Raw genomic sequence first — 21,026 nt, 5'->3', positions numbered from 1 at the left:
GTGGCCGAGCCAAACTTGAACTATTCCAAAAGAGTGGGCTATGTTCGGCGCATGGCGTCCGACTTCGAGGCTCAGCTGCGGGCTGTCTCGTTGCGCGTGACCCGGCCCCGGTTGGCGGTCCTCGCCGCGCTGCGCGATCACCCGCACGTCGATACCGACACGGTGATCCGGCTGGTGCGGACGGATCACCCGGCGGTCTCCCACCAGGCGGTGTACGACGTCCTGCGCGCGCTCACCGACGCCGGTCTGGTGCGGCGCATCCAGCCCGCGGGTGCGACCGCCCGGTACGAAGCGCGGGTGGCGGACAACCACCACCACATCGTGTGCCGCTCCTGCGGTGCGATCGCCGACGTCGACTGCGCTGTCGGCGAGGCTCCCTGTCTCACCGCCTCGGACGACCACGGTTTCGTGGTCGACGAGGCGGAGGTCGTCTACTGGGGCACCTGTCCCGACTGCGCGACCGAACGCACTCCCCAGAGATCCGCAAGCTCGGAAGGAAGCACATGAGCGACACCCAGGACAATGGCCCCACCAGTGCGCAGGGCGTGGACAAGAAGGCGGCGGCCGGCTGCCCGGTCGCGCACGACTCCGTGACCGCGCACGGCAGCGAGAGCGAGAACCCGGCGATCGACTCGCCGACCCCGAAGACCGGAGGCCGTCCGCGCACCAACCGGGACTGGTGGCCCAACCAGCTCGACCTGTCGGTGTTGCACGCCCACTCGTCCAAGGGCAACCCGCTGGGGGAGAACTTCAGCTACGCCAAGGAGTTCGCCAAGCTCGACGTCGAGGCCCTCAAGAAGGACATCACCAACGTCCTCACCACCTCGCAGGACTGGTGGCCGGCGGACTTCGGCCACTACGGCGGCCTGATGATCCGGATGAGCTGGCACGCCGCGGGCACCTACCGCATCCACGACGGTCGCGGCGGTGCCGGCGACGGCGGTCAGCGTTTCGCCCCGCTGAACAGCTGGCCGGACAACGCCAACCTGGACAAGGCCCGCCGGCTGCTGTGGCCGGTCAAGCAGAAGTACGGCCAGAAGATCTCCTGGGCCGACCTGCTCGTGCTGGCCGGCAACGTCGCCCTGGAGTCGATGGGCTTCAAGACCTTCGGCTTCGGCTTCGGACGGGAGGACGTCTGGGAGCCCGAGGAGATCTTCTGGGGCCCGGAGGACACCTGGCTCGGCGACGAGCGCTACGCCTCCGAGAAGGAGATGGTTGCCGGCGTCGGGGCGACCGAGATGGGTCTCATCTACGTCAACCCGGAGGGCCCCCGCGGCAACGCGGACCCGGCCGCGGCGGCACACTTCATCCGCGAGACCTTCGGCCGGATGGCGATGAACGACGAGGAGACGGTCGCCCTCATCGCCGGTGGCCACACCTTCGGCAAGACCCACGGCGCCGCCGTCGCCGACACCCACGTGGGCCCGGAGCCCGAGGGTGCCCCGCTCGAGGCGCAGGGCCTGGGCTGGCTGAACACCCACGGCAGCGGCAATGGCCCGGACACGATCACCAGCGGTCTCGAGGTGACGTGGACCGACGTGCCCACGCAGTGGAGCAACCGCTTCTTCGAGATCCTCTTCGGCTTCGAGTGGGAGCTCACCACCAGCCCCGGCGGTGCGAAGCAGTGGGTCGCCAAGGACGCTCCGGAGATCATCCCGGACCCGTACGACGCGTCCAAGAAGTACAAGCCCACGATGCTCACGACCGACCTGGCACTGCGGGTCGACCCCGCGTACGAGAAGATCTCGCGCCGCTTCCTGGAGAACCCGGACCAGTTCGCGTTGGCTTTCGCCAAGGCCTGGTACAAGCTGCTGCACCGCGACATGGGTCCGATCGACCGCTTCCTCGGCCCGTGGGTGGCGGAGCCGCAGCTGTGGCAGGACCCGGTGCCGGCTGTCGACCACGAGCTCGTGGGTGACGCCGACATCACCGCTCTCAAGGCGAAGGTGCTGGAGTCCGGCCTCACGACCGCCCAGCTGGTGTCCACCGCCTGGGCCTCCGCCGCGAGCTTCCGGTCCACCGACAAGCGCGGTGGCGCCAACGGCGCGCGGATCCGGCTCGAGCCGCAGCGCAACTGGGAGGTCAACCAGCCCGAGCAGCTCGCGACGGTGCTGGCGACCCTCGAGGGCATCCAGCGGGAGTTCAACGAGGCCGGTGGCGCGAAGATCTCGCTCGCCGACCTGATCGTGCTGGCCGGCTCGGCCGCCGTCGAGAAGGCGGCGCGCGACGCCGGCCTCGAGGTGACCGTGCCGTTCCACCCGGGCCGCACCGACGCCAGCCAGGAGCAGACCGACGTCGAGTCGTTCCGGGTCCTCGAGCCGCGCGCCGACGCGTTCCGCAACTACCTGCGTCCCGGTGAGAAGACCCAGCCGGAGGTGCTGCTCGTCGACCGTGCCTACATGCTCAGCCTGACCGCGCCCGAGATGACCGTCCTCCTCGGCGGCCTGCGCTCCCTCGGTGCCAACGTCGGCGGCACGCAGCACGGCGTTCTCACCGACCAGCCGGGCGTGCTCACCAACGACTTCTTCGCCAACCTGCTCTCCCCGGGCACCCGGTGGAGCGCGTCGAAGTCCGACGAGCACGTGTACGAGATCCGCGACCTGGCCACCGACGAGCTGAAGTGGACCGCCACCGCGGTCGACCTCATCTTCGGCTCCAACTCGCAGCTGCGGGCCCTCGCGGAGGTCTACGCCAGCCAGGACGCCCGCGGCAAGTTCGTCGCGGACTTCGTCGCGGCCTGGACCAAGGTCATGGAGCTCGACCGGTTCGACCTCGCCTGACAGGCACCAACCGACGAGCCCCGGTCAATCCACCTGTGATTGACCGGGGCTCGTCGGCCTGTGCCTGCCGCACACCCTCCGACGCGGGAGGTGGCCCGGTGACCTGCCGGGACGAACTCGGCCGGGCGCAGCTCGCCGTGATCGAACGGGTGCTGCAGAAGCCGCTGGCCGAGTGGGCTAACCCATCTCGTCGTAGGGGTTCTTCGGGGCGGTCACCGGTCGCCAGGATTCGACGTCGATGTACGGGATCTCCTCGTCATTGACCGGGTCGCGGGTGACCCGATCGGTGTACCGGCCGGTGACCTGTATCCAGGTGTCGCTGGCGAGGCCGGTGGGCGGGTTGCCGGTCATGCCGAGTTTGATCGGTCGGCCGTCGGCAGCGCAGCAGGACATGATCATGCGGGCGAGGAGAGGCTCTCCGCCGGGCCCCGGGGTGATGAAGCCGGTGAGCTCGACCCGGCGGTTGCCGATCGAGCGGCCCTTGTCGAACAGCGCACGGGCGGCGTAGTCGAAGACGCTGGTCCTCGCCGGATCACCAGCGGGCAGCGGAGGGTAGTCGTCGCTCTCCTGGGCGGTGAGAGCGGTACCCGCCTGGCCGGCGGCGTACGAGCCGAGGGCGGGCGGGGCCACCAGCAGCAGGCCGAGGGCGGGGAGGATCAACAGCCAGGCGACTCGTGGTTCGTGGTGGGCGTGTTCGTGATTCTCGGCCACCGGGTCGTCCGCGTCGGTCTGGTCCCCGGGCCGCACGGCGTAGGGCCGCAGCTCGTACCAGAGGGTCATCACGGCGGCGGCGATCAACAGCAGGCTGGCGGCGATGAGGAACGGTCGCAGCTCTTCCTTCACGTAGCGCAGGTGGAGGTCGGTGACGCTGGCGCGGAGAACCGCACCGGCAAAGAAGATCATGACGCAGGCCTGGGCCAGACGGTTCACAGCAGCACCAACCCGGTGCTGGCGGCGACCGCGAGGGCGACTGTGAAGGTGGCCGGCGCGAATCGGGCGGCGAAACCCCGGCCGAAGATGCCGGCCTGCATGGAGATGAGTTTCAGATCCACCATCGGACCGACCACCAGGAAGGCCAGTCGGGCCGTGAGGGAGAACTGTGACAGTGAGGCGGCGACGAAGGCGTCCGCCTCCGAGCAGATGGACAGCAGGACCGCGAGCCCCGCCAGGGCGAGCACGGAGAGCACCGGCTGGTCGGCGAGGGTCTGCAACCAGCGTTCGGGGACCAGGACGTTGATGCTGGCGGCGGCCATGGCGCCGATGACGAGGAACCCGCCGGCGTGGACCACGTCATGCCGTACGGCGGACCAGAACGCCTCGCCGCGCCGGAGCCCGTCCAGGTCGGGTCGGTGCGGGAGCCGGATCCAGTCGGCGCGGCCCAGGCGTAGCCAGAGCCAGCCCATCACCATGGCGACGACCAGGCTTGCGACCGCGCGGGCGAGGACCATCTCGGGGTTGTTGGGAAAGGCGACGGCCGTGGCGGTGAGCACGATCGGGTTGATCGCCGGCGCGGCGAGCAGGAAGGCCAGCGCGGCAGCGGGCGTGACACCCCGGCGGATCAGTGAGCCGGCGATCGGTACCGCACCGCACTCGCAGCCGGGTAGGACCACGCCGGCGGCGCTGGCCACTCCGACGGCGAGGGCTGGGTGCTTCGGCAGGGCTCTGGCCCAGAACGAGCGGGGTACGAAGACCGCGATCACGGCGGACAGCAGCACCCCGAAGACCAGGAACGGCACGGCCTGCACCAGCACCGAGACGAAGACCGTCATCCAGGTCGCCAGCACCGGCGCGGACAGCAGACCCGCCAGGGGATCGCGCACGAAGATGAGCAGCACCAGCAGGGCGGCGAGGATTTCGACCGAGCCGATTCGGCCGGTGCGGAGTGAGCGGGCCCCGTGGTCGCTTCGGAGCTGACCGACGTCGAGGCCGGCAGGCGGGCCGTTCGCATCGCCGGAGTCGTCGAGGGTCGGCGGTTGATCGGCCGGTGTGCTCGTGCTGGACGAGGTGGTGCGCTCGGATGCGGCCACGCCGCCCCCTTCTCTGCTCTGCGCGTTGGACATGGCGGGTGGCGGTGACGGATCGCCGCGCATAATGGTCCGACCGGCCGCGGTGGGGCGTCGGAGACGAGTAGGTCGGCGGCGGCCGAGATCACGGGAGGATGGCGGCCACGGTGAACCAGGCGATGGCGAAGGTGCCCCGAAACACCCGGCAGCGCGGGGAGGTGCTGGCGCTGTTGCGCGGGGTGGAGGGCTTCCACTCGGCGCAGCAACTGCACCAGATGCTGCTGGAGCGCAAGGCGGGGGTCGGCCTGACCACCGTCTACCGGACGTTGCAACTGCTGGTGGACACCGGCGAGATCGACTCGACTCGGCTGCCGGGCGGCGAGCAACTCTTCCGCCGCTGCAGTCAGAGCAAGCATCACCATCACCTTGTCTGCCGTGACTGCGGACGCACGGTGGAGGTGGCCGGGCCAGCCGTGGAACGGTGGGCCGACCAGCTCGCCGCGCAACACGGATTCACCAATGTCGGTCACACCCTGGAGATCTTCGGCACCTGCGGCGAGTGTGCGCACTGACGCTTACTAAATGGAAACCGTTACCACTGCCAGCACTGTAGCGGCTCGGCTGGCCGGACGCTGGCAGGTCCCAGATGGCGGCGCGGCGTGCGGGAAGGTTCTGTGACGCCCCCGCCTGACCCGCGTCGCGCACCCGCAGCAGCCGGGCGGCATCGACGAGCCCCGGGAGAGAGGCAGCGGCCCTGGCGATCCGGTCGGCACTATCGACGAGCGTCCCGCAGGACGGCTACCCTTTGGCCCCGCACACCATCGATGTGAGGAGATGCGATGGCGCGTCGTACCGGCCGGCCCTCCTACCTGTTGGACAAGACCGACAAGAGCCATCACCGCACGGCGCGTTTCGTGGCCGCCGCGGCCGTGGTCTCACTGGTCACCGCGCTGGTGGGTGGGTTGATCGGCTATGCGGCGGGGCGTCCGGACGCCACCGAAGCGGCCATCGCGACGATCAAACAGGATGAGGCGAAGCGAGACGCCCAACAGATCGTGGAGCTGACCGAGACGGCTCGCCGCGTCGCTGAGCAGATCGGCCCCATCCTGACCGCCATCGAGGCGGACACGTCAGCCAAACGTGCGCCGGATCCGGGCCAGGCCCGCCGATGGCAGGAGAGCATGCGCCAGGCGGCCGAGCCCTTCGCCGATCCACCCTCGGGGACCACCGCCACCAACGTGGCGCGCGGCGGGTTGCGGGGAGCCGTCCAGCAGGCAGCCCTGGCCGTCGACGCCTATGCCCTGGCCGCCACCGTGCCGGCCGCGCAGCGGGCAGCGCTGTTGGACGTGGCGGCGCGGCAGGCGGCCGAGGCCGTCACCATCTGGTCGGTCGCAGCGACCCAGCTTGACCAGATCAGCATCGACGCCGGCCACGGCCACCAACACGTGTTCCTGGACACAGATCCCCACGGAGCGGCCTTCACCCCGGACGGGGCGGCCGAGGGTACCGGCGGCTAAGGGCCTTTTGCTGCGCAAGTGTCGGGGTTTACCAGCCCGTGGTGCTGCCGCACCAGCCCAGCGCCCCGGTGTGATCTGGGTGTGGCCCGCGGAATCAGGTACCGTCGCCTGTCACAAAGTCTTAGCACCAACCTGGCTTCCGGTGACAGGGGAGCCGAACCGGAGGACACAGCCGTGAGGTTCCAAAGCGCCGTCCGCAAGGCCGGCCTCGTCGTGGCCGTCGCAGCCCTCGCGGTGACCGCGGGATGCGCCAAGAAGGACGACAGCGAGGTCCAGGCGAGCGGGGTCAAGCTGGTCCAGGCGGGCAAGCTGACCGTCTGCACCCACCTGCCGTACCCGCCGTTCCAGTCGAAGGACGCCAGCGGCAAGGTGACCGGCTTCGACGTCGAGATCATGGATCTGGTGGCGAAGGAACTGGGCGTCGAGCAGACGATCATCGACACCCCGTTCGAGGGGATCAAGTCCGGCCAGGACCTGAACACCGGCAAGTGCGACGCTGCCGCCGCCGGCATGACGATCACCGCGGAACGGCAGAAGGTGATGAACTTCTCCGATCCGTACTTCGACGCCACCCAGGCGATGTTGGTGAAGACCGGCAAGCCGTACAAGTCCCTCGACGACCTCAGGGGCAAGAAGCTCGGCGTCCAGGCGGCCACCACCGGCCGCGACTACGCCAAGAAGTCCGAGAAGGAGAAGGGCCTGCAGCTCGTCGAGTTCGAGGATCTCGCCGCCCTGCAGCAGGCCGTCGCCAACGGCCAGGTCGAGGCCGCCATCAACGACCTGCCGGTCTGGACCGAGTACCTCAAGAAGAACCCGGGCGGGTTCCAGGTGGCCGCGGAGTTCGACACCGGCGAGCAGTACGGCTTCTCCGTGAAGAAGGACACCAACCCGGAGCTGCTCAAGAAGATCAACGAGGTGCTGGCCAAGGCCAAGCAGGACGGGTCGTACGACACGATCTACGAGAAGTGGATCGGCAAGCGGCCGAGCGCCTGATCGAAGCTCAGTGCAGGAGGGCGCGCGTCCCGCGCGCTCTCCTCGTCGGTAACCTCCGGGAAGGCAACGAGCGAACGTGAAGCTGCGACGCCGCCAGCGGGAGCGGCTGTCCCTCGGGCTCCAGTACCTGGTCTTCATCGCCATCATCGCCACGGTGCTCTTCGCCGCGGACTGGGACAGGTTGAAGGACGCGTTCTTCCGCGTCGACATCATCAAGTCGATGTTCCCGACGATCATCACGGTCGCGCTGCGTAACACCATCCTCTACACGCTGGGCGCGTTCGCCTTCGGTCTCGTGTTCGGCACCATCCTCGCGCTGATGAGGCTGTCCCGGGTGGCACCGTACCGCTGGGTGGCGACGGCGTACATCGAGCTGTTTCGTGGTCTGCCGGCGCTGCTGGTGCTCTTCCTCGTCGGGTACGGCATTCCCATCGCCTTTCCGGAGCGGGAGATTCCGGGCGGCGTGTTCGGTTCGATCGCGATCGGCCTCGGGTTGACGGCGGCGGCGTACATGGCCGAGACCATCCGGGCCGGTATCCAGGCTGTCCCCAAGGGCCAGATGGAGGCGGCGCGGACGCTCGGCATGTCGCACTTCACCGCCATGCGCACGATCGTCATCCCCCAGGCGTTCCGGATCGTGATCCCGCCGCTGACGAACGAGCTCATCCTGCTCACCAAGGACTCGTCGCTGGCCTACGTGCTGGGCGTGACGGCGCAGACCATCGAGGTCACCAAGTTCGGTCGGGACATGCTGAACGATCGGGTGAACGCCACCCCGCTGTTGGTGGCCGGCCTCGCTTATCTGATCATCACCCTGCCCCTGTCCCAGGTGGTACGACGCCTCGAACTCCGATACGCCAAGGCTCGGTGACCCGTATGACGACCACCCCACCCCGCGCTGCCGTCGAGATCCGCGACCTGCACAAGTCGTTCGGGTCGCTCGAGGTGCTCAAGGGCATCGACTTCGAGGTCGGCCAGGGCGAGGTGGTCTGCGTCATCGGGCCGTCCGGGTCCGGCAAGTCGACGCTGCTGCGCTGCGTCGACCTCCTGGAGGAGCCGACGGCCGGCAGGATCTGGGTGAACGGCGTCGAGATGACCGACCCGGATGTCGAGATCAACGCGGTTCGCCGTGGCATCGGCATGGTCTTCCAGTCGTTCAACCTGTTCCCGCATCTCACCGTGCTGAACAACCTCACCATCGCCCAGCGCCGGGTGCTCCGGCGCAACCGTGCCGAGGCTGAGCGCATCGCGCGGGCCAATCTTGATCGGGTCGGGCTGACCGACAAGGCCGACGCGTTCCCGGCGCAGCTCTCCGGTGGGCAGCAGCAGCGGGCGGCGATCGCCCGGTCGCTGTCGATGGAGCCCAAGCTGATGCTCTTCGACGAGCCGACCTCCGCGCTCGATCCGGAACTGGTCGGCGACGTGCTCACCGTCATGCGCAAGCTGGCCGAGGATGGCATGACGATGATGGTGGTCACCCACGAGATGGCGTTCGCCCGGGACGTCGCTGACCGGGTCGTCTTCATGGACGGCGGCGTGGTGGTCGAGCAGGGGCCACCGCAGGAGGTGCTCGGCGCGCCCAAGCACGAGCGGACCCGTGCGTTCCTCTCCCGGGTCCTCGACCCGACCCACGTCGCGCAGCTCGGTCAGCCCGGTGAGTCGCCCGAGCCGCCGCAGGCGCCCAGCCTGCCGGCCGACGACCGCCACAACCTCTGACGCGCCCTACGTCAGGCGGCCCAGCGATCCACCCTGGACTGGGTCGGCCTGGTCGGTGGCCTGCATGTCAGGTTCATGTCAATCGACGGCCGTCGTGATGTCAAGGTAATCTTCTTGCAATCAGACCTGTACTTTCGTCGATGGATTACATAAGTTGCTGTCATCCACCGAAAGTTCTGAGTCTTCCGAGCAAAGTCCGCGACGAGCCTCACGCAGTCGTGCTGCCGCCCAGTGCTCGGCGGTCGCTGCACGCTGCCCTCGTCGCGTCTTCGCCCGGTCGGGAACGGAGACCCATGGACGATCACGTCGTTGGCTCCCACCGCCAGCTGTCCCGCAGATCCCTGATCGCCACCGGTGCACTCGCCGCCGGGGCGCTGGGTGCGTCCGCCCCAGCGATCGGCACCGCGTTCGAAGGTAGCCCCGCACAGGCCGCCACCGGCGTCACGAAGAAAGTCACCATCTACGCCGAACAGATGCCCGATGGCCTGTTCGGGTACGGCCTGGCACCCGGCCAGGCCACCGTGCCAGGGCCGCTGCTGGAGATCTACGAGGGTGACACCCTGGAGATCACCCTGGTCAACACCACCAGCCAGCGGTTGTCCATCCATCCACACGGGGTGGACTACAGCACCGACTCGGACGGTAGCCCCCTCAACGCCTCCTTCAACAACCCCGGCGAGACGCGGACGTACGTCTGGCGCTCGCGGGAGATGTTCTTCGCGTCGGGTCGGCGGTTCATGCCGGGCAGCGCCGGCTACTGGCACTACCACGATCACGCCATGGGCACCGACCACGGCACAGCCGGGGTGGCGAAGGGCCTGTACGGCGCGCTGATCGTCCGTCGTCGCGGGGACATCCTGCCGGAGAAGCAGTTCACGGTCGTGTTCCACGACATGATGATCAACAACCGGATGGCACCGAACACGCCCATGTTCGAGGCGAACCTGGGCCAACGGGTGGAGTGGATCGCCATCGGGCACGGCAACCTGTTCCACACCTTCCACCTGCACGCGCACCGCTGGGCGGACAACCGCACCGGGATGCTGGAGGGCACGGCCGACCCGAGTCTCGTGATTGACAACAAGGACCTCAATCCGGGCAGCTCGTTCGGCTTCCAGGTGCTGGCCGGAGAGGGCGTCGGACCCGGGGCGTGGATGTACCACTGCCACGTGCAGACCCACTCCGACGGCGGCATGGCCGGGATCTTCCTGGTCCGCAACGCCGACGGCAGCATGCCACCCGGCGCCGAGGAGGCGATCCACCGGTTCCAGGGCCACACCCACACGCATGGAAGCTGACCGAACCGAGAGTGGGGACGGGATGACCAGAAAGACACGACGAGCCCTCGCCGCGATAGCGGCCTTCGCGACACTGATCCCGGCAACGACGGCAGCGGCCGCACCACGAACGGCAGCCGCACCGCAGGCGGCCCAGCCGCAGAAGACAGCGGTCCTCGTGTTCCACGGGCCGGTGGCCGAGCAACAGGACCCGGTGGCCCGCGCGGCGGACACCATCACCCAACTTGGTGCCGCTCATGACATCGATGTCACGACCACCACGAACCCGGGCGTTTTCACCACGACCGGGCTCTCGGCGTACCGCAGCGTGGTCTTTCTCTCCACGACGGGCGCCGCGCTGAACCGCGACCAGGAGTCGGCGCTGCAGAGCTACATGAAGGCCGGCGGCGGTTTCGTCGGCATCGCCGACGCCGCCCGCGCCCAGGTCGACTCCGCCTGGTTCACCGGTCTGATCGGCACCCGCCCGGCAGGCGCCATCCCGGTGGCCGAGCCGGTGACCCGGGTGACCGCCAGCGGCGAGAACCCGCCGAACGAGACCAAGGAGAAGCTGACCGACGGAGACGCCGGCACCAAGTGGCTCGTCCGCACCCCGACCGCCTGGGTGGCGTACGAGTTGAGCGCCGCCAAGCGGATCACCGGTTACGCGCTCACGTCGGCCAACGACTCCTCCGGCCGGGACCCGAAGGACTGGACCCTGCAGGGCTCCACGGACGGCCAGAACTGGTCCGATGTGGACCGGCGCACCGGCCAGACCTTCGCGGAACGGTTCCAGACCCGTCGGTTCGACATCGCGACGCCGCAGGAGTTCAAGCACTTCCGGCTGAACATCACCGCGAACAGCGGCGAGCCGCTGACCCAGCTCGCCGACCTGCGCCTGTTCACCGGCAGCACCACCGCCCCCGAGCCGCCCGCGGTGAACCAGGCCGTCGTCGACATCCTGGACCGGAACCACCCGGCCACGGCGTCGCTGCCGATGACCATCACCCGGTCCGACCGCTGGGAGAACTGGGACCCGAACCCGATCGGCACCGTGCACACCCTCGCCCAGGTCGAGGAGCGGCACTACAACCCGGGACCGGGCGCCAACGGGCCCTTCCACCCGGTGTCCTGGTGCCGGGACTACGACGGCGGCCGGTCCTTCTACACCGGCATGGGTCACACCGAGGGCAGCTACGGTGAGGAGGCGTTCCGCAAGCACCTCACCGGAGCCCTCAACTGGACCACCGGCCGCGTACGCGGCGACTGCCAGGCCACGATCGCCTCGAACTACAAGGTGGAGCGGCTCACCGCAGCCAACCAGACCGGCCAGCTGGACCAGATCGGCGAGCCGCACGGGCTGACCATCGCCCCGGACGGCACGGTCTTCTACGTCGGCAAGGCGGCCTGCCCGACCGGCCCGATCGCGGACTGGAACGACCCGAACGTCGGCCTGGGCTGCGGCACCATCCACTCGTGGGACCCGCGTACGAAACAGGTCAAGCTGCTCACCACCCTCGAGGTGATGGGCAACCGGGGCAGCGGCTCCGAGCTGGTCAAGAACGAGGAGGGTCTGCTCGGCATCGTGCCCGACCCCGCGTTCGCCGAGAACGGGTGGCTCTACGTCTACTGGATGCCGCACGACTCGATCGACCGGGTGCAGCGGGTCGGTCAGCGCACCGTCTCCCGGTTCACCTACGACCGCCAGGCGCAGACCATCGACCAGGCCACCCGCAAGGACCTGCTGCAGTTCCCGGTGCAGATCCACAGCTGCTGCCACGCCGGTGGCGGCATGGCGTTCGACGCCAAGGGCAACCTCTACATCGGCTCGGGCGACAACAACTCCTCCGAGGGGTCGCAGGGCTACTCCGGCAACAACTGGACCCAGGAGTACCAGGGCATCTCGTTCCAGGACGCCCGTCGCACGTCCGGTAACACCAACGACCTCGCCGGCAAGATCATCCGGATTCACCCGGAGGCGGACGGGACGTACACCATCCCGGAGGGCAACCTGTTCCCGCCGGGCACCGAGAAGACCCGTCCGGAGATCTACGTGATGGGCGTGCGCAACATCGCCCGCCTGCAGATCGACCCGGTGCACCAGTGGCTGACCGCCGGCTGGGTCGGCCCGGACGCCTCATCGCCCAGCCCCACCCTGGGCCCGGCCAAGTACGAGACCGCCACCATCATCACCTCGGCGGGCAACCACGGCTGGCCGTACTGCATGGGCAACCGGCAGCCGTACCGGGATCGCAGCAGCACCGACGCGTCCGTGCTGACCGGCTGGTACGACTGCGACAACCTGAAGAACGAGTCGCCGCGCAACACCGGGCTGGTGGACATCCCGGCGGCCCGGGACAACATGATCTGGTATTCGCCGGACGGTGGCGGCCCGGTGTTCCCGAAGCGAACCGACGGCAGCGGCCTCCCGACCTATGTCGCGGCCGACGCCACCTACACCCAGCCGTACCTGCGGGGCGGCGGGCAGGCCATCATGTCCGGTCCGACGTACCACCGGCAGCTCGTCGACACCAACAGTGGTGTGGCGTGGCCGGAGCACTGGGACGGCAAGTGGCTCATCGGTGACCAGTCGAACGCGACCAACCGGGTCGCGGTCACCGTCGACCCCGCCGGCGTGCCGCAGGCCGCCCCTCCGGTGTACGCCGAGTCGCTGCGGGCCATCATCCCCAGCGGCAGCGGCGACACCCGGTTGCAGAGCTGGATGGACGCCAAGTTCGGCCCGGACGGCGCGCTCTACCTGCTCGACTACGGAGGCGGCTTCTTCAGCCTGCACCCCAACCAGAAGCTGATCCGGATCACCTACACCGGTGGCGCACCCACCCCGGCGCCGGCCGCGACCTCGGTCGCCGTGCAGAACAAGCCCCTGACCATCGCCTTCAACGGCTCCCGCTCCGGCGGCGTCAGCCACCGGTGGGAGTTCGGCGACGGCGCCACGTCGACCGAGGCGGACCCCCGACACACGTACGCCGGGGTCGGCACCTACACCGCGAAACTGACCGTCACCTACGCCGACGGCGAGACGGCGACGGTGCAGACCGCGGTCACGGTGGGCTGCGCGGTGCCCGACGACCGGGCCACCGTGTGGCTCGGCGACACGGACACCAAGGTGCCCAGCCGTACGGTCGGGCAGGGCTGCACCATCAACGACCTGATCGACGACGAGAGCACCTGGGCCGACCACAACAGCTTCGTCCGGCATGTGACCGGGGTGACCGACACGCTGCAGGGCGACGGTCTGCTCTCCGCCCGCGAGGCCGGCACACTGACCCGACTGGCCGCCGCGTCCGAGATCGGCCGGGACGGACACACCGGGTACGAGCCGCTCTTCGACGGCACCCCCGAGTCGCTGCGCGGTTGGGAGCAGGCGCCGTCGGGATCGTTCGGCATCCAGCCGGACGGGTCGCTGCGGTCCAGCGGTGGCCTGGGCATGCTCTGGCACACCAAGGAGTTCGGCGACTTCTCGGTGAAGGTGCAGTTCCGCGACATCGCGCCGGGCACCGGACGGGCCAACACCGGCCTCTTCACCCGGTTCCCGGACCCGCGGATTCCGCTGGAGCAGCGGCCACCGGGCAGTTGCGGCACGGTCGGATCGGCCCGCACCTCGCAGGCGTGGGTGGCGATCTACTGCGGACACGAGATCCAGATCTACGACGGCGAGACCGGTGAGCCGCAGAAGACCGGCTCCGTCTACAACTTCGATCCGGTGCCGCTCGCGCAGGCCGGTGTCACCCCGAAGGACCAGTGGAACGACTACGAGATCCGCGTCGTCGGGCAGCACTACACGATGATCCGCAACGGCGTGGTGATCAACGAGTTCGACAACACGCCGGGCAAACAGTCCTCACGTGCCGGTGACCCACCGACCGACCTGCGGCAGTTCCTGCGTGGCTTCATCGGGCTCCAGAACCACGGCGACAACGACCTGATCGAGTTCCGCAACATCCGCGTTCGGGAACTCTAGGAGAGACGATGACCCGACGACTGACGGCCGCGCTGGCGGCGCTCCTGCTCACGGTGGTCCCGTTGGCAGGAACGTCCGCCTCCGCCGCCCCGCGCGTCGCGGAACAGGTGTTGACCTGGACTGCCGACGACGACATCACCCGCTACAAGTCCGCGCCCGCCCAGGCGGTGGCCGGCGAAACAACGATCATCTGGGAGAACAGCGCGGCCACCGGCAACACCACCGGGATGCCGCACACGCTGACCTTCGACACGACCTCCGACGGGTACAACCACGACGTCACGCTCAACATCCTGGCCAGCCCGTTCGACGTGAACAACGGCCGCCATCAGGCGACCGTGACCCTGACCCCGGGCAGGTACCGCTACTTCTGCTCGATCCCCGGCCACAGCCAGATGGTCGGCGAACTGGTGGTCACCGACGGCGGAGGTGGCGACACCACGCCGCCGGCAGTCTCGGCCACCGTGGCCGGCGACCGCGACCAGGACGGCAACTACCTCGGTACGGCGACGGTGACCGTCTCGGCCACCGACGCCGGATCCGGTGTGGAGACCGTCGAGTACCAGATCGACGACACCAGCTTCCAGACGTACACACAGCCCGTGCCGGTCACCGCGATCGGCGACCACTCGGTGCAGTTCCGTGCCACCGACCAGGCCGGGAACACCAGTGCGGTCGGCTCGGTGTCGTTCCGGATCGTCGAGCCGGGGGAGGAGGACACCACCCCTCCGGTGGTGACGGCCGACGTGGCCGGGGACCGGGACGACGACGGCAACTACATCGGTACGGCCACCGCCACGCTGGCCGCCACCGACGCGGGGTCCGGTGTCGCCAGGATCGAGTACGCGCTCGACGGGGCCGCCTTCACCACGTACGCGAACCCGATCGTCGTGAACGTGGTCGGAATGCACATGCTGCACTACCGGGCGACCGACGTAGCCGGTAACACGTCGGCCGAGCAGATGGCCCACTTCACCGTCGTCGCGCCAGCGGAGGAGGACACCACCGCGCCCACGGTGTCCGCCACGGTCACCGGCGATCAGAACGACGACGGCGCGTACGTGGGCGGTGCGACCGTGACCGTCACGGCCACCGACGACGACTCCGGTGTGGCGAAGATCGAGTACGCGCTCGACACCGGAGCCTGGACCACGTACGCCAGTCCGGTCTCCGTCCGCGCCACCGGGGCGCACACCCTGCGCTACCGGGCGACGGACGTCGCCGGGAACGCCTCCGCGGAGCAGTCGACGACGTTCACGGTGGTGGCGGACGGCACCGACGCCTGCCCCGACTCGGACACCCGGGCCCGGGTGGTCATCGACGGTGACGACACCGGCGTCCCCAACGTCGACACCGGCAACGGTTGCACCATCAACGATCTGATCGACGAACACGCCGACTACCCCGGCCACGCCGAATTCGTCCGGCACGTCGAAGCGGTCACCGCCACCCTGGTGGCCGGCGGCACCCTCACCCTGCGGCAGCAGGGCGCCATCGTCCGGGCCGCGGCCCGATCGGACGTCGGCGCATGAGTCACCCAACCTCATCGACAGGGAGTACAGCGATGCCCAGACGTTCCGTCGCCAAGCTGGCCACCGTGACCGCCGTCGTCGCCGCCTCGGTGCTGGCGGTGGCGCCCAGCGCACACGCCGACCTGGTCACCTACTGCATCGGCACCGGCGGTGCGGTGACCGTGCCCAACGACCTGTACGTGCCGGCCGGCGAGTCCTGCGCCCTCACCGGCACCACGATCACCGGCAATGTCAGCGTCGCCGCCGGGGGCAACCTGGTGGTCACCGGTGGCACCGTCAGCGGCGAGGTACGCGTCGCCGCGAACGGTTACCTCGACGCCTCCGACACGGCGATCGCCGGCCAGGTGGTGCTGGCCGCCGGCGGCTACGGCGTCTTCCTGCGGGACGCCCGGACCGGCAACGTGACCGTGCGGCCGAAGGGCACCACGACCATCGACAGTTTCCTGTTCGTCGAGCAGTCCACGATCGCCGGGACCGTCAACGCCGGCGCCGGTGAGGTCCGGCTCGACCGCGGCACCCAGGTGGAGCGCAATGTCAGCACCACCGGCACGTACTACACCGACGTGCACGACTCGTTCGTCGACGGCACGCTGTCGGTGCTCAACAGCGCCACCGGCAGCGTCGTGTGCGGCAGTGCCGTCCGTGGCCTGACCACCTTCGCCGGTAACCTGGGCGGCGTACAGCTCGGCCCGAACGGCACCCTCGACAGCTGCGCCTCCGGCGGCTACTGGGGCCGGGACGTCAGCATCACCAGCACCACCGGTGGCGTCACCGTCGATGACAACATCATCGATGGCCGGCTGACCGTGACGTCCAACGACCCGGCCGCCCAGGTGGCCGCCAACAACCGGATCCGCGGCGGCGTGACCGGCGACCAGGCGGCGGCGACCACCAACCAGGCGGCCCGGTTGGCCGGTCCGGACCGGGACGACGCCGGCGATCAGCGGGCCGAAGCCCGCCGTACCTCGGCGGTGCAGGAGGCCGTCGCGGCCGGCGACGCCCGGCTCTAGCTGATCGACGCGACGGCGGCCGGTCACCCCGAATCGGGGTGACCGGCCGCCGTCGTCGTACCTTGTCGACTAGAAGTTTCCGGCCGAGTTGCACTTCACGCCCTGGTCGAGGCAGTTGCGCACCCGTGCGGCGAGCGCCTCGTCCTTCCAGGCGTTGAAGAAGTCCGCGTGCATGGAGAACGAGGTGCCGGACGCGAGGGTGATGCCGTCCGTGTTCGCGCTCAAGGGATACGAGATCACGAACGACACCGAGGGGACCGGCACCGGATGGCTCTTCGGGCACGCCCCGGTGTGGTCGCCGTTCGCCATGTGCGCCTTGTGGTCAGGGCTGTCCAGGTGCTTGCCGTCCCAGCAGTCCGGGAAGGTGATCTGCCGGACGATGTGCGCGGTCTTGGCGCAGACCGGGAAGGTTTTGTCGGCGCTGCGGCCGATTTCGCCGCCGATGCCGGCGCACCAGAAGTGGTTGCCCTGCTTGTCCGGGGTGTCGACCTGGTTCTTGGCGTTACCGGTGATCATTCGCAGGCCGAACGGGAACGGCTGGGTCCTGCTCGGGTCCTTGAGGCGGGAACCGTAGTAGACGGTCACCTCCGTCGGGTCGACGACCTTGCCGTTCTGGTACATCGTCGGTACCCAGTAGGCGGACTGGTCGTCCGGCGAGTTGCACGTGGTCGCCTTCGACGCTCGCAGCGATTCGGCGGTCGAGTTGGCGTCGGTTGACGTGTTGCCCCAGAACGTGTGGTTGTGCGAACCGCCGACCAACTTGGGCAGCACGATCGGGTCGTCGCTGTTGTGGTGGCTGGTCTTACAGCCGACGTTGAACTCGGGCACCGTGACCGGGTTGCCGGTCACCGGCTTGGGCTTGCGCGCGAAGAACGCCTTCGTCGCGGCGGCCTGCGCGGCAGGATCGATGGTGATCCAGCCACCGGATGCGGTGGGCGGGGCGGTGCTGGTGGACGGGGTGGCCGTCCTGTCCGGTGCTGACGGGCTCGCCGAGGCGGCCGGCGCGCTCGGGGTGGCCGACGGGTCGCTCGGGACGGCGGACGTTGACGCCTGCGGGCCGGACGAGCCGGTGCCGGTGTCGCTGGACGGACCGGACGCACCGGGAGTGCCCGGAGCCTCCTTGCATCCACCGGCGAGCGCCACGCTCAGCAGCAGCAGGGCGGTGACGGAACGACGTTGTCTGTGGGTGGCTCGTACATTCATCAAGGGGGATACGCCTTTCTTCTGAAGAAGAAGAATACGAGTCGGCCCCCTGCTCGCTTCGAGCTGAAACGATTAATTCTGACTTAAATAGCGCTCCGCTATCGCCCGATCAGCGGTGTGGAGCGGCCAGACTGTCGTATCAATCTCAATTCTTTGTTTTCTCTCCAAAAACTGTAATCGGCGACTCCGGCGCAACTCCACTTTCTTGGGTGATGGCTGACCGGGGCATTCGCGGTGCCGGGCGTGTGGACAGGTCGACGTGGCGCGGTTCATCCATGTGGCGGAGGCTGTCCGCCCCGGGCTGTGGCACGCTTGGGCGGTGCGGCACTCCAACCTGACCGGCCTGCTGGTGGTCGTCGGCGTGCTCACCCTCGCGACCGTCCTCGGCTGGTGGTGGCGCCGGCGCGACGGCCGGATCCGTCCGGTGGCCGGTGGCGCCCTGCTTGCGGGCTCCGTCCCCGATCCCTCGTCGCCGGTGCTCGCCGCGCTCGGGGTACGCCCCGGGACGGTCACCCTTGTGCAGTTCTCATCCGCGTTCTGCGCCCCCTGTCGGGCGACCCGCCGTCTGCTGACGGAGGTCGAGAGCCGCCTCGACGGGATCCACGTCGTGGAGATCGACGCCGAGCGCCACCTCGACGAGGTCCGCGAACTCGCGATCTGGCGTACGCCGACGGTGCTGGTGGTCGACGCCGAGGGGCGGATCGTCCAGCGCGTGTCGGGGGTGCCGGGGCGCGACGAGCTGCTGGGCGCGCTCCGGCCGCTGCTCGCCGGAACCACGCGATGACCGGCACCGCGTTGACCCGCAGGCGGATCGTGGACCACGGCCGGCTGTCGGCGAGCCTCTGTCCGGCGTTCCCTTCCGCCTGACCCCTTCCCGCCTCCGCTGGGCCCACTCGTGGGTGCCCGGCATCCTCGCCGAACGGAACCCCGACATGCTGCTCGACCCTCGTGCGCCCCGGTTCGCCGCGGTCATCACGACCGCCGTCCTCGCCGTCGCCCTTGTCACCGGCTCGACCATTCTGCTGCTGGTCCAGGCGGTGATCTTCGCGGTGACCGCTGCCAACCCCCGTCTCGGCCCGTACGGTCTGCTCTACCGCGCGGTCGTCGCGCCCCGGGTCGCCCCGCCCACCGAGCTCGAACCGGCGGCCCCGGTGCGGTTCGCGCAGCTCGTCGGGCTGGTCTTCGTGGCGGTCGCGGCGATCGGGTATCTGGCCGGTGTGCCGGCGCTCGGTCTCGCCGCGACCGGTGCGGCACTGGCCGCCGCGTTTCTCAACGCGGCCTTCGACCTCTGCCTCGGCTGTGTCGGATACCTTGCCCTGCGCCGGCTGGCGGGCCGGCCGATGGCGGCCCGGGTGCCGGCCGGGCTGTCCTGATCACCGAGCAGCGCCATCCCGTCCGGGACCGTCCGGTCCACAGTGCGCCCTGGCCCGTGTCGTTGGCCACGTCCGGCCCGTCGGTCAACAGACGGTCACCTAGCGGACACTTTCGGTCAGCATTCGACGGTTGTGCGACGATCGCAGGCGTCACACCGAGCGACCGTCCACCGGTCTGTCCGCGTATCGCTTCGCCGCGGCAGACACGGGGGAGGGCACCACCCTTTTGGAGTGCACGATGTCCCCCTCCCCGTCCCGGGTCTTCGCAGAGCTGAACGCGGTGCGGCCCCCGGACCAGTCTTCCCCGATCATGGGTACGGCCGTCGTGGTCGGCGGCAGTGTCGCCGGCCTGTTGGCCGCCCGGGTGTTGTCCGACTACGCCGACAGCGTCGTCATCATCGACCGCGACGACCCGCAGGCGACCGGCGCGCGGCCCGGCGTACCCCAGGGGACGCAGCTGCACGCGCTGCTGCCCGGCGGGCTCCTCCACCTGGAGCGGCTGTTCCCGGGATTCCGCGACCAGGCACTGGCCCGCGGGGCGGTCGAGGCACCGCCGACGGCCAGGCGCAACTACCTCGACGGTCGTCCGAAGGTCGTCGTCCCCGACGACGCCGACAGCCTGGCGGGCAGCCGGCCACTCCTGGAGGGACTGATCCGCCAGCAGGTGCTCCGACTGCCCAACGTCAAGACGGTCACCGCCCGTGCCACCGGTCTCGTGTTCGACGGCACCGCGGTCAGCGGGGTCCGTTGCGACGTCGGTGGGGTGCCCGGCGTGGAGAGCGCTGATCTCGTGGTGGACGCCATGGGGCGTTCGAGCAAGCTGTCGGACTGGCTGGAGCGGGCCCACTGGGAGCGGCCGGTCACGCGGCGGATGACCGTGCACCTGAACTACGCGACCGCGCTGTTCCGACGCCCGGCGGCGACCCCGGCCTCGACGGTCGTCCTGGCGCTGCACACCCCCAGGATGGCGTCGGACGTGGCCGGCGCGGCGTTCTTCGCCATCGAGGACGGCCGGTGGATGGCCATGATGGCCGGTTACGGCGACAACCGTCCGGGCCGTACCGGGGAGGACTTCGTGCGCCGCCTGCGGGAGCAGTTCCCACCCGAGTTCGGCGATGTCGCCGACCAGGAGATGCTCGGCGACGTCCAGACCTACCACCATGCCGACAGCCGACGGCGGGACTTCCACGCCCTGAAGCGGTTTCCGGCCGGGCTCGTCAGCGTCGGTGACGCCGTCGCGTCGTTCAACCCGGTGTACGGGCAGGGAATGACCGCGGCAGCCCTGCACGCGGCCTGCCTGTCGACGTACCTCCGGTCCGGCCCGGATCTGCGGGCACCGGCGCACCACTACCTCGCGCTGCAGAAGGTCGTGGTCGACGCCGCGTGGTCGATCTCGACCTCCGCGGACCTGGCGTTGCCTCACGTCGACGGGCCCTACCCGCGTGGCTACCGGATCTCCCGCTGGGCCAGTGGGCAGATCATCGCCGCAACGGTCACGGACGTGACGACCGCGCGCCGGTTCAACGACGTCGTCTCCATGCGTGAGCACCCGAGCACCCTGGCCCGGCCGGGCGTGCTCCTCGACGCCCTGCGCGCCAACCGCCGCGCACGCTGAGAAGACCGCACCTGAGCGCAGGCGACCC

16 protein-coding genes and 1 pseudogene are annotated in these 21,026 nt (G+C 69.4%); 14 read left to right on the top strand and 3 right to left on the bottom strand.

Going from position 1 to position 21,026, the window contains the following annotated elements; translation table 11 throughout:
- The first annotated feature begins 51 nt into the window (after positions 1 to 51).
- Together ACQEUX_RS10555 and katG are read left to right on the top strand one after the other, a co-directional pair.
- Positions 52 to 507 carry a Fur family transcriptional regulator gene (locus tag ACQEUX_RS10555; RefSeq protein WP_433044881.1) on the top strand — a complete coding sequence of 152 codons (456 nt, stop codon included), beginning with the start codon at positions 52 to 54 and terminating at the stop codon, positions 505 to 507.
- Positions 504 to 2,780 (top strand): catalase/peroxidase HPI, encoded by a 2,277-nt coding sequence (katG, locus tag ACQEUX_RS10550; RefSeq protein WP_433044878.1) that lies wholly within the window; start codon positions 504 to 506, stop codon positions 2,778 to 2,780. The genes ACQEUX_RS10555 and katG overlap by 4 nt, the downstream gene beginning before the upstream one ends.
- A gap of 177 nt (positions 2,781 to 2,957) precedes the next feature.
- Here the strand turns inward: katG and ACQEUX_RS10545 are convergent, their stop codons facing one another.
- Positions 2,958 to 3,710, bottom strand: a complete 753-nt coding sequence (locus ACQEUX_RS10545; RefSeq protein ID WP_433044875.1) for a TIGR03943 family putative permease subunit — start codon at positions 3,708 to 3,710, stop codon at positions 2,958 to 2,960.
- A complete protein-coding gene (locus ACQEUX_RS10540) occupies positions 3,707 to 4,807 on the bottom strand; it encodes a permease (RefSeq protein WP_433044872.1) in 1,101 nt (366 codons plus the stop codon). Before ACQEUX_RS10540 ends, ACQEUX_RS10545 begins: the two co-directional genes overlap by 4 nt.
- Positions 4,808 to 4,938: 131 nt before the next feature.
- Here ACQEUX_RS10540 and ACQEUX_RS10535 point away from each other — a divergent pair, with 131 nt between their 5' ends.
- From ACQEUX_RS10535 to ACQEUX_RS10495, 9 genes and pseudogenes are all read left to right on the top strand, one after another.
- Positions 4,939 to 5,355, top strand: coding sequence for a Fur family transcriptional regulator (locus ACQEUX_RS10535; protein ID WP_433044869.1), 417 nt, complete (start codon positions 4,939 to 4,941; stop codon positions 5,353 to 5,355).
- Between the two features lie 267 nt (positions 5,356 to 5,622).
- Positions 5,623 to 6,300 (top strand): hypothetical protein, encoded by a 678-nt coding sequence (locus tag ACQEUX_RS10530; RefSeq protein WP_433044866.1) that lies wholly within the window; start codon positions 5,623 to 5,625, stop codon positions 6,298 to 6,300.
- A 174-nt stretch (positions 6,301 to 6,474) separates the two neighbouring features.
- The gene (locus ACQEUX_RS10525) at positions 6,475 to 7,293 is read left to right on the top strand and encodes a basic amino acid ABC transporter substrate-binding protein (RefSeq protein WP_433044863.1); all 819 of its coding nucleotides are present in this window, start codon (positions 6,475 to 6,477) and stop codon (positions 7,291 to 7,293) included.
- Positions 7,294 to 7,369: 76 nt separating this feature from the next.
- A complete protein-coding gene (locus tag ACQEUX_RS10520; protein ID WP_433044860.1) occupies positions 7,370 to 8,164 on the top strand; it encodes an amino acid ABC transporter permease in 795 nt (264 codons plus the stop codon).
- A 5-nt stretch (positions 8,165 to 8,169) separates the two neighbouring features.
- Complete coding sequence (locus ACQEUX_RS10515; RefSeq protein WP_433044857.1) at positions 8,170 to 9,009, top strand: amino acid ABC transporter ATP-binding protein; 840 nt, start codon at positions 8,170 to 8,172, stop codon at positions 9,007 to 9,009.
- 293 nt (positions 9,010 to 9,302) lie between these two features.
- On the top strand, positions 9,303 to 10,307 hold the full coding sequence (locus ACQEUX_RS10510) for a multicopper oxidase domain-containing protein (protein WP_433044854.1): 1,005 nt from the start codon (positions 9,303 to 9,305) through the stop codon (positions 10,305 to 10,307).
- 22 nt (positions 10,308 to 10,329) lie between these two features.
- Positions 10,330 to 14,265 (top strand): ThuA domain-containing protein, encoded by a 3,936-nt coding sequence (locus ACQEUX_RS10505; protein ID WP_433044851.1) that lies wholly within the window; start codon positions 10,330 to 10,332, stop codon positions 14,263 to 14,265.
- 104 nt (positions 14,266 to 14,369) lie between these two features.
- A pseudogene (locus ACQEUX_RS10500) lies at positions 14,370 to 15,560 on the top strand (OmpL47-type beta-barrel domain-containing protein); the annotation flags it as partial.
- A 269-nt stretch (positions 15,561 to 15,829) separates the two neighbouring features.
- Positions 15,830 to 16,807 (top strand): hypothetical protein, encoded by a 978-nt coding sequence (locus tag ACQEUX_RS10495; protein WP_433044848.1) that lies wholly within the window; start codon positions 15,830 to 15,832, stop codon positions 16,805 to 16,807.
- A 69-nt stretch (positions 16,808 to 16,876) separates the two neighbouring features.
- Here the strand turns inward: ACQEUX_RS10495 and ACQEUX_RS10490 are convergent, their stop codons facing one another.
- Complete coding sequence (locus ACQEUX_RS10490; protein WP_433044845.1) at positions 16,877 to 18,010, bottom strand: DUF1996 domain-containing protein; 1,134 nt, start codon at positions 18,008 to 18,010, stop codon at positions 16,877 to 16,879.
- 319 nt (positions 18,011 to 18,329) lie between these two features.
- On the opposite strand from ACQEUX_RS10490, the gene ACQEUX_RS10485 reads away from it, so the two are divergent.
- The 3 genes from ACQEUX_RS10485 (at position 18,330) to ACQEUX_RS10475 (ending at position 20,998) form a co-directional block, all read left to right on the top strand.
- Entirely contained in the window at positions 18,330 to 18,794 is a 465-nt protein-coding gene (locus ACQEUX_RS10485) for a TlpA family protein disulfide reductase (protein WP_433044842.1), read from the top strand.
- A gap of 148 nt (positions 18,795 to 18,942) precedes the next feature.
- Positions 18,943 to 19,383 (top strand): DUF4395 domain-containing protein, encoded by a 441-nt coding sequence (locus ACQEUX_RS10480; RefSeq protein WP_433044839.1) that lies wholly within the window; start codon positions 18,943 to 18,945, stop codon positions 19,381 to 19,383.
- A gap of 238 nt (positions 19,384 to 19,621) precedes the next feature.
- Positions 19,622 to 20,998: an FAD-dependent oxidoreductase gene (locus tag ACQEUX_RS10475; protein WP_433044836.1), complete on the top strand. Its 1,377-nt coding sequence runs from the start codon at positions 19,622 to 19,624 to the stop codon at positions 20,996 to 20,998.
- Positions 20,999 to 21,026 lie beyond the last annotated feature (28 nt).

Source organism: Micromonospora sp. CA-259024, from assembly GCF_050936255.1.
In the GTDB taxonomy this organism is placed as follows: domain Bacteria; phylum Actinomycetota; class Actinomycetes; order Mycobacteriales; family Micromonosporaceae; genus Micromonospora.
The sequence above is the reverse complement of the archived record's forward strand: the minus strand, read 5'-3'. Positions and strand labels throughout refer to the sequence as shown.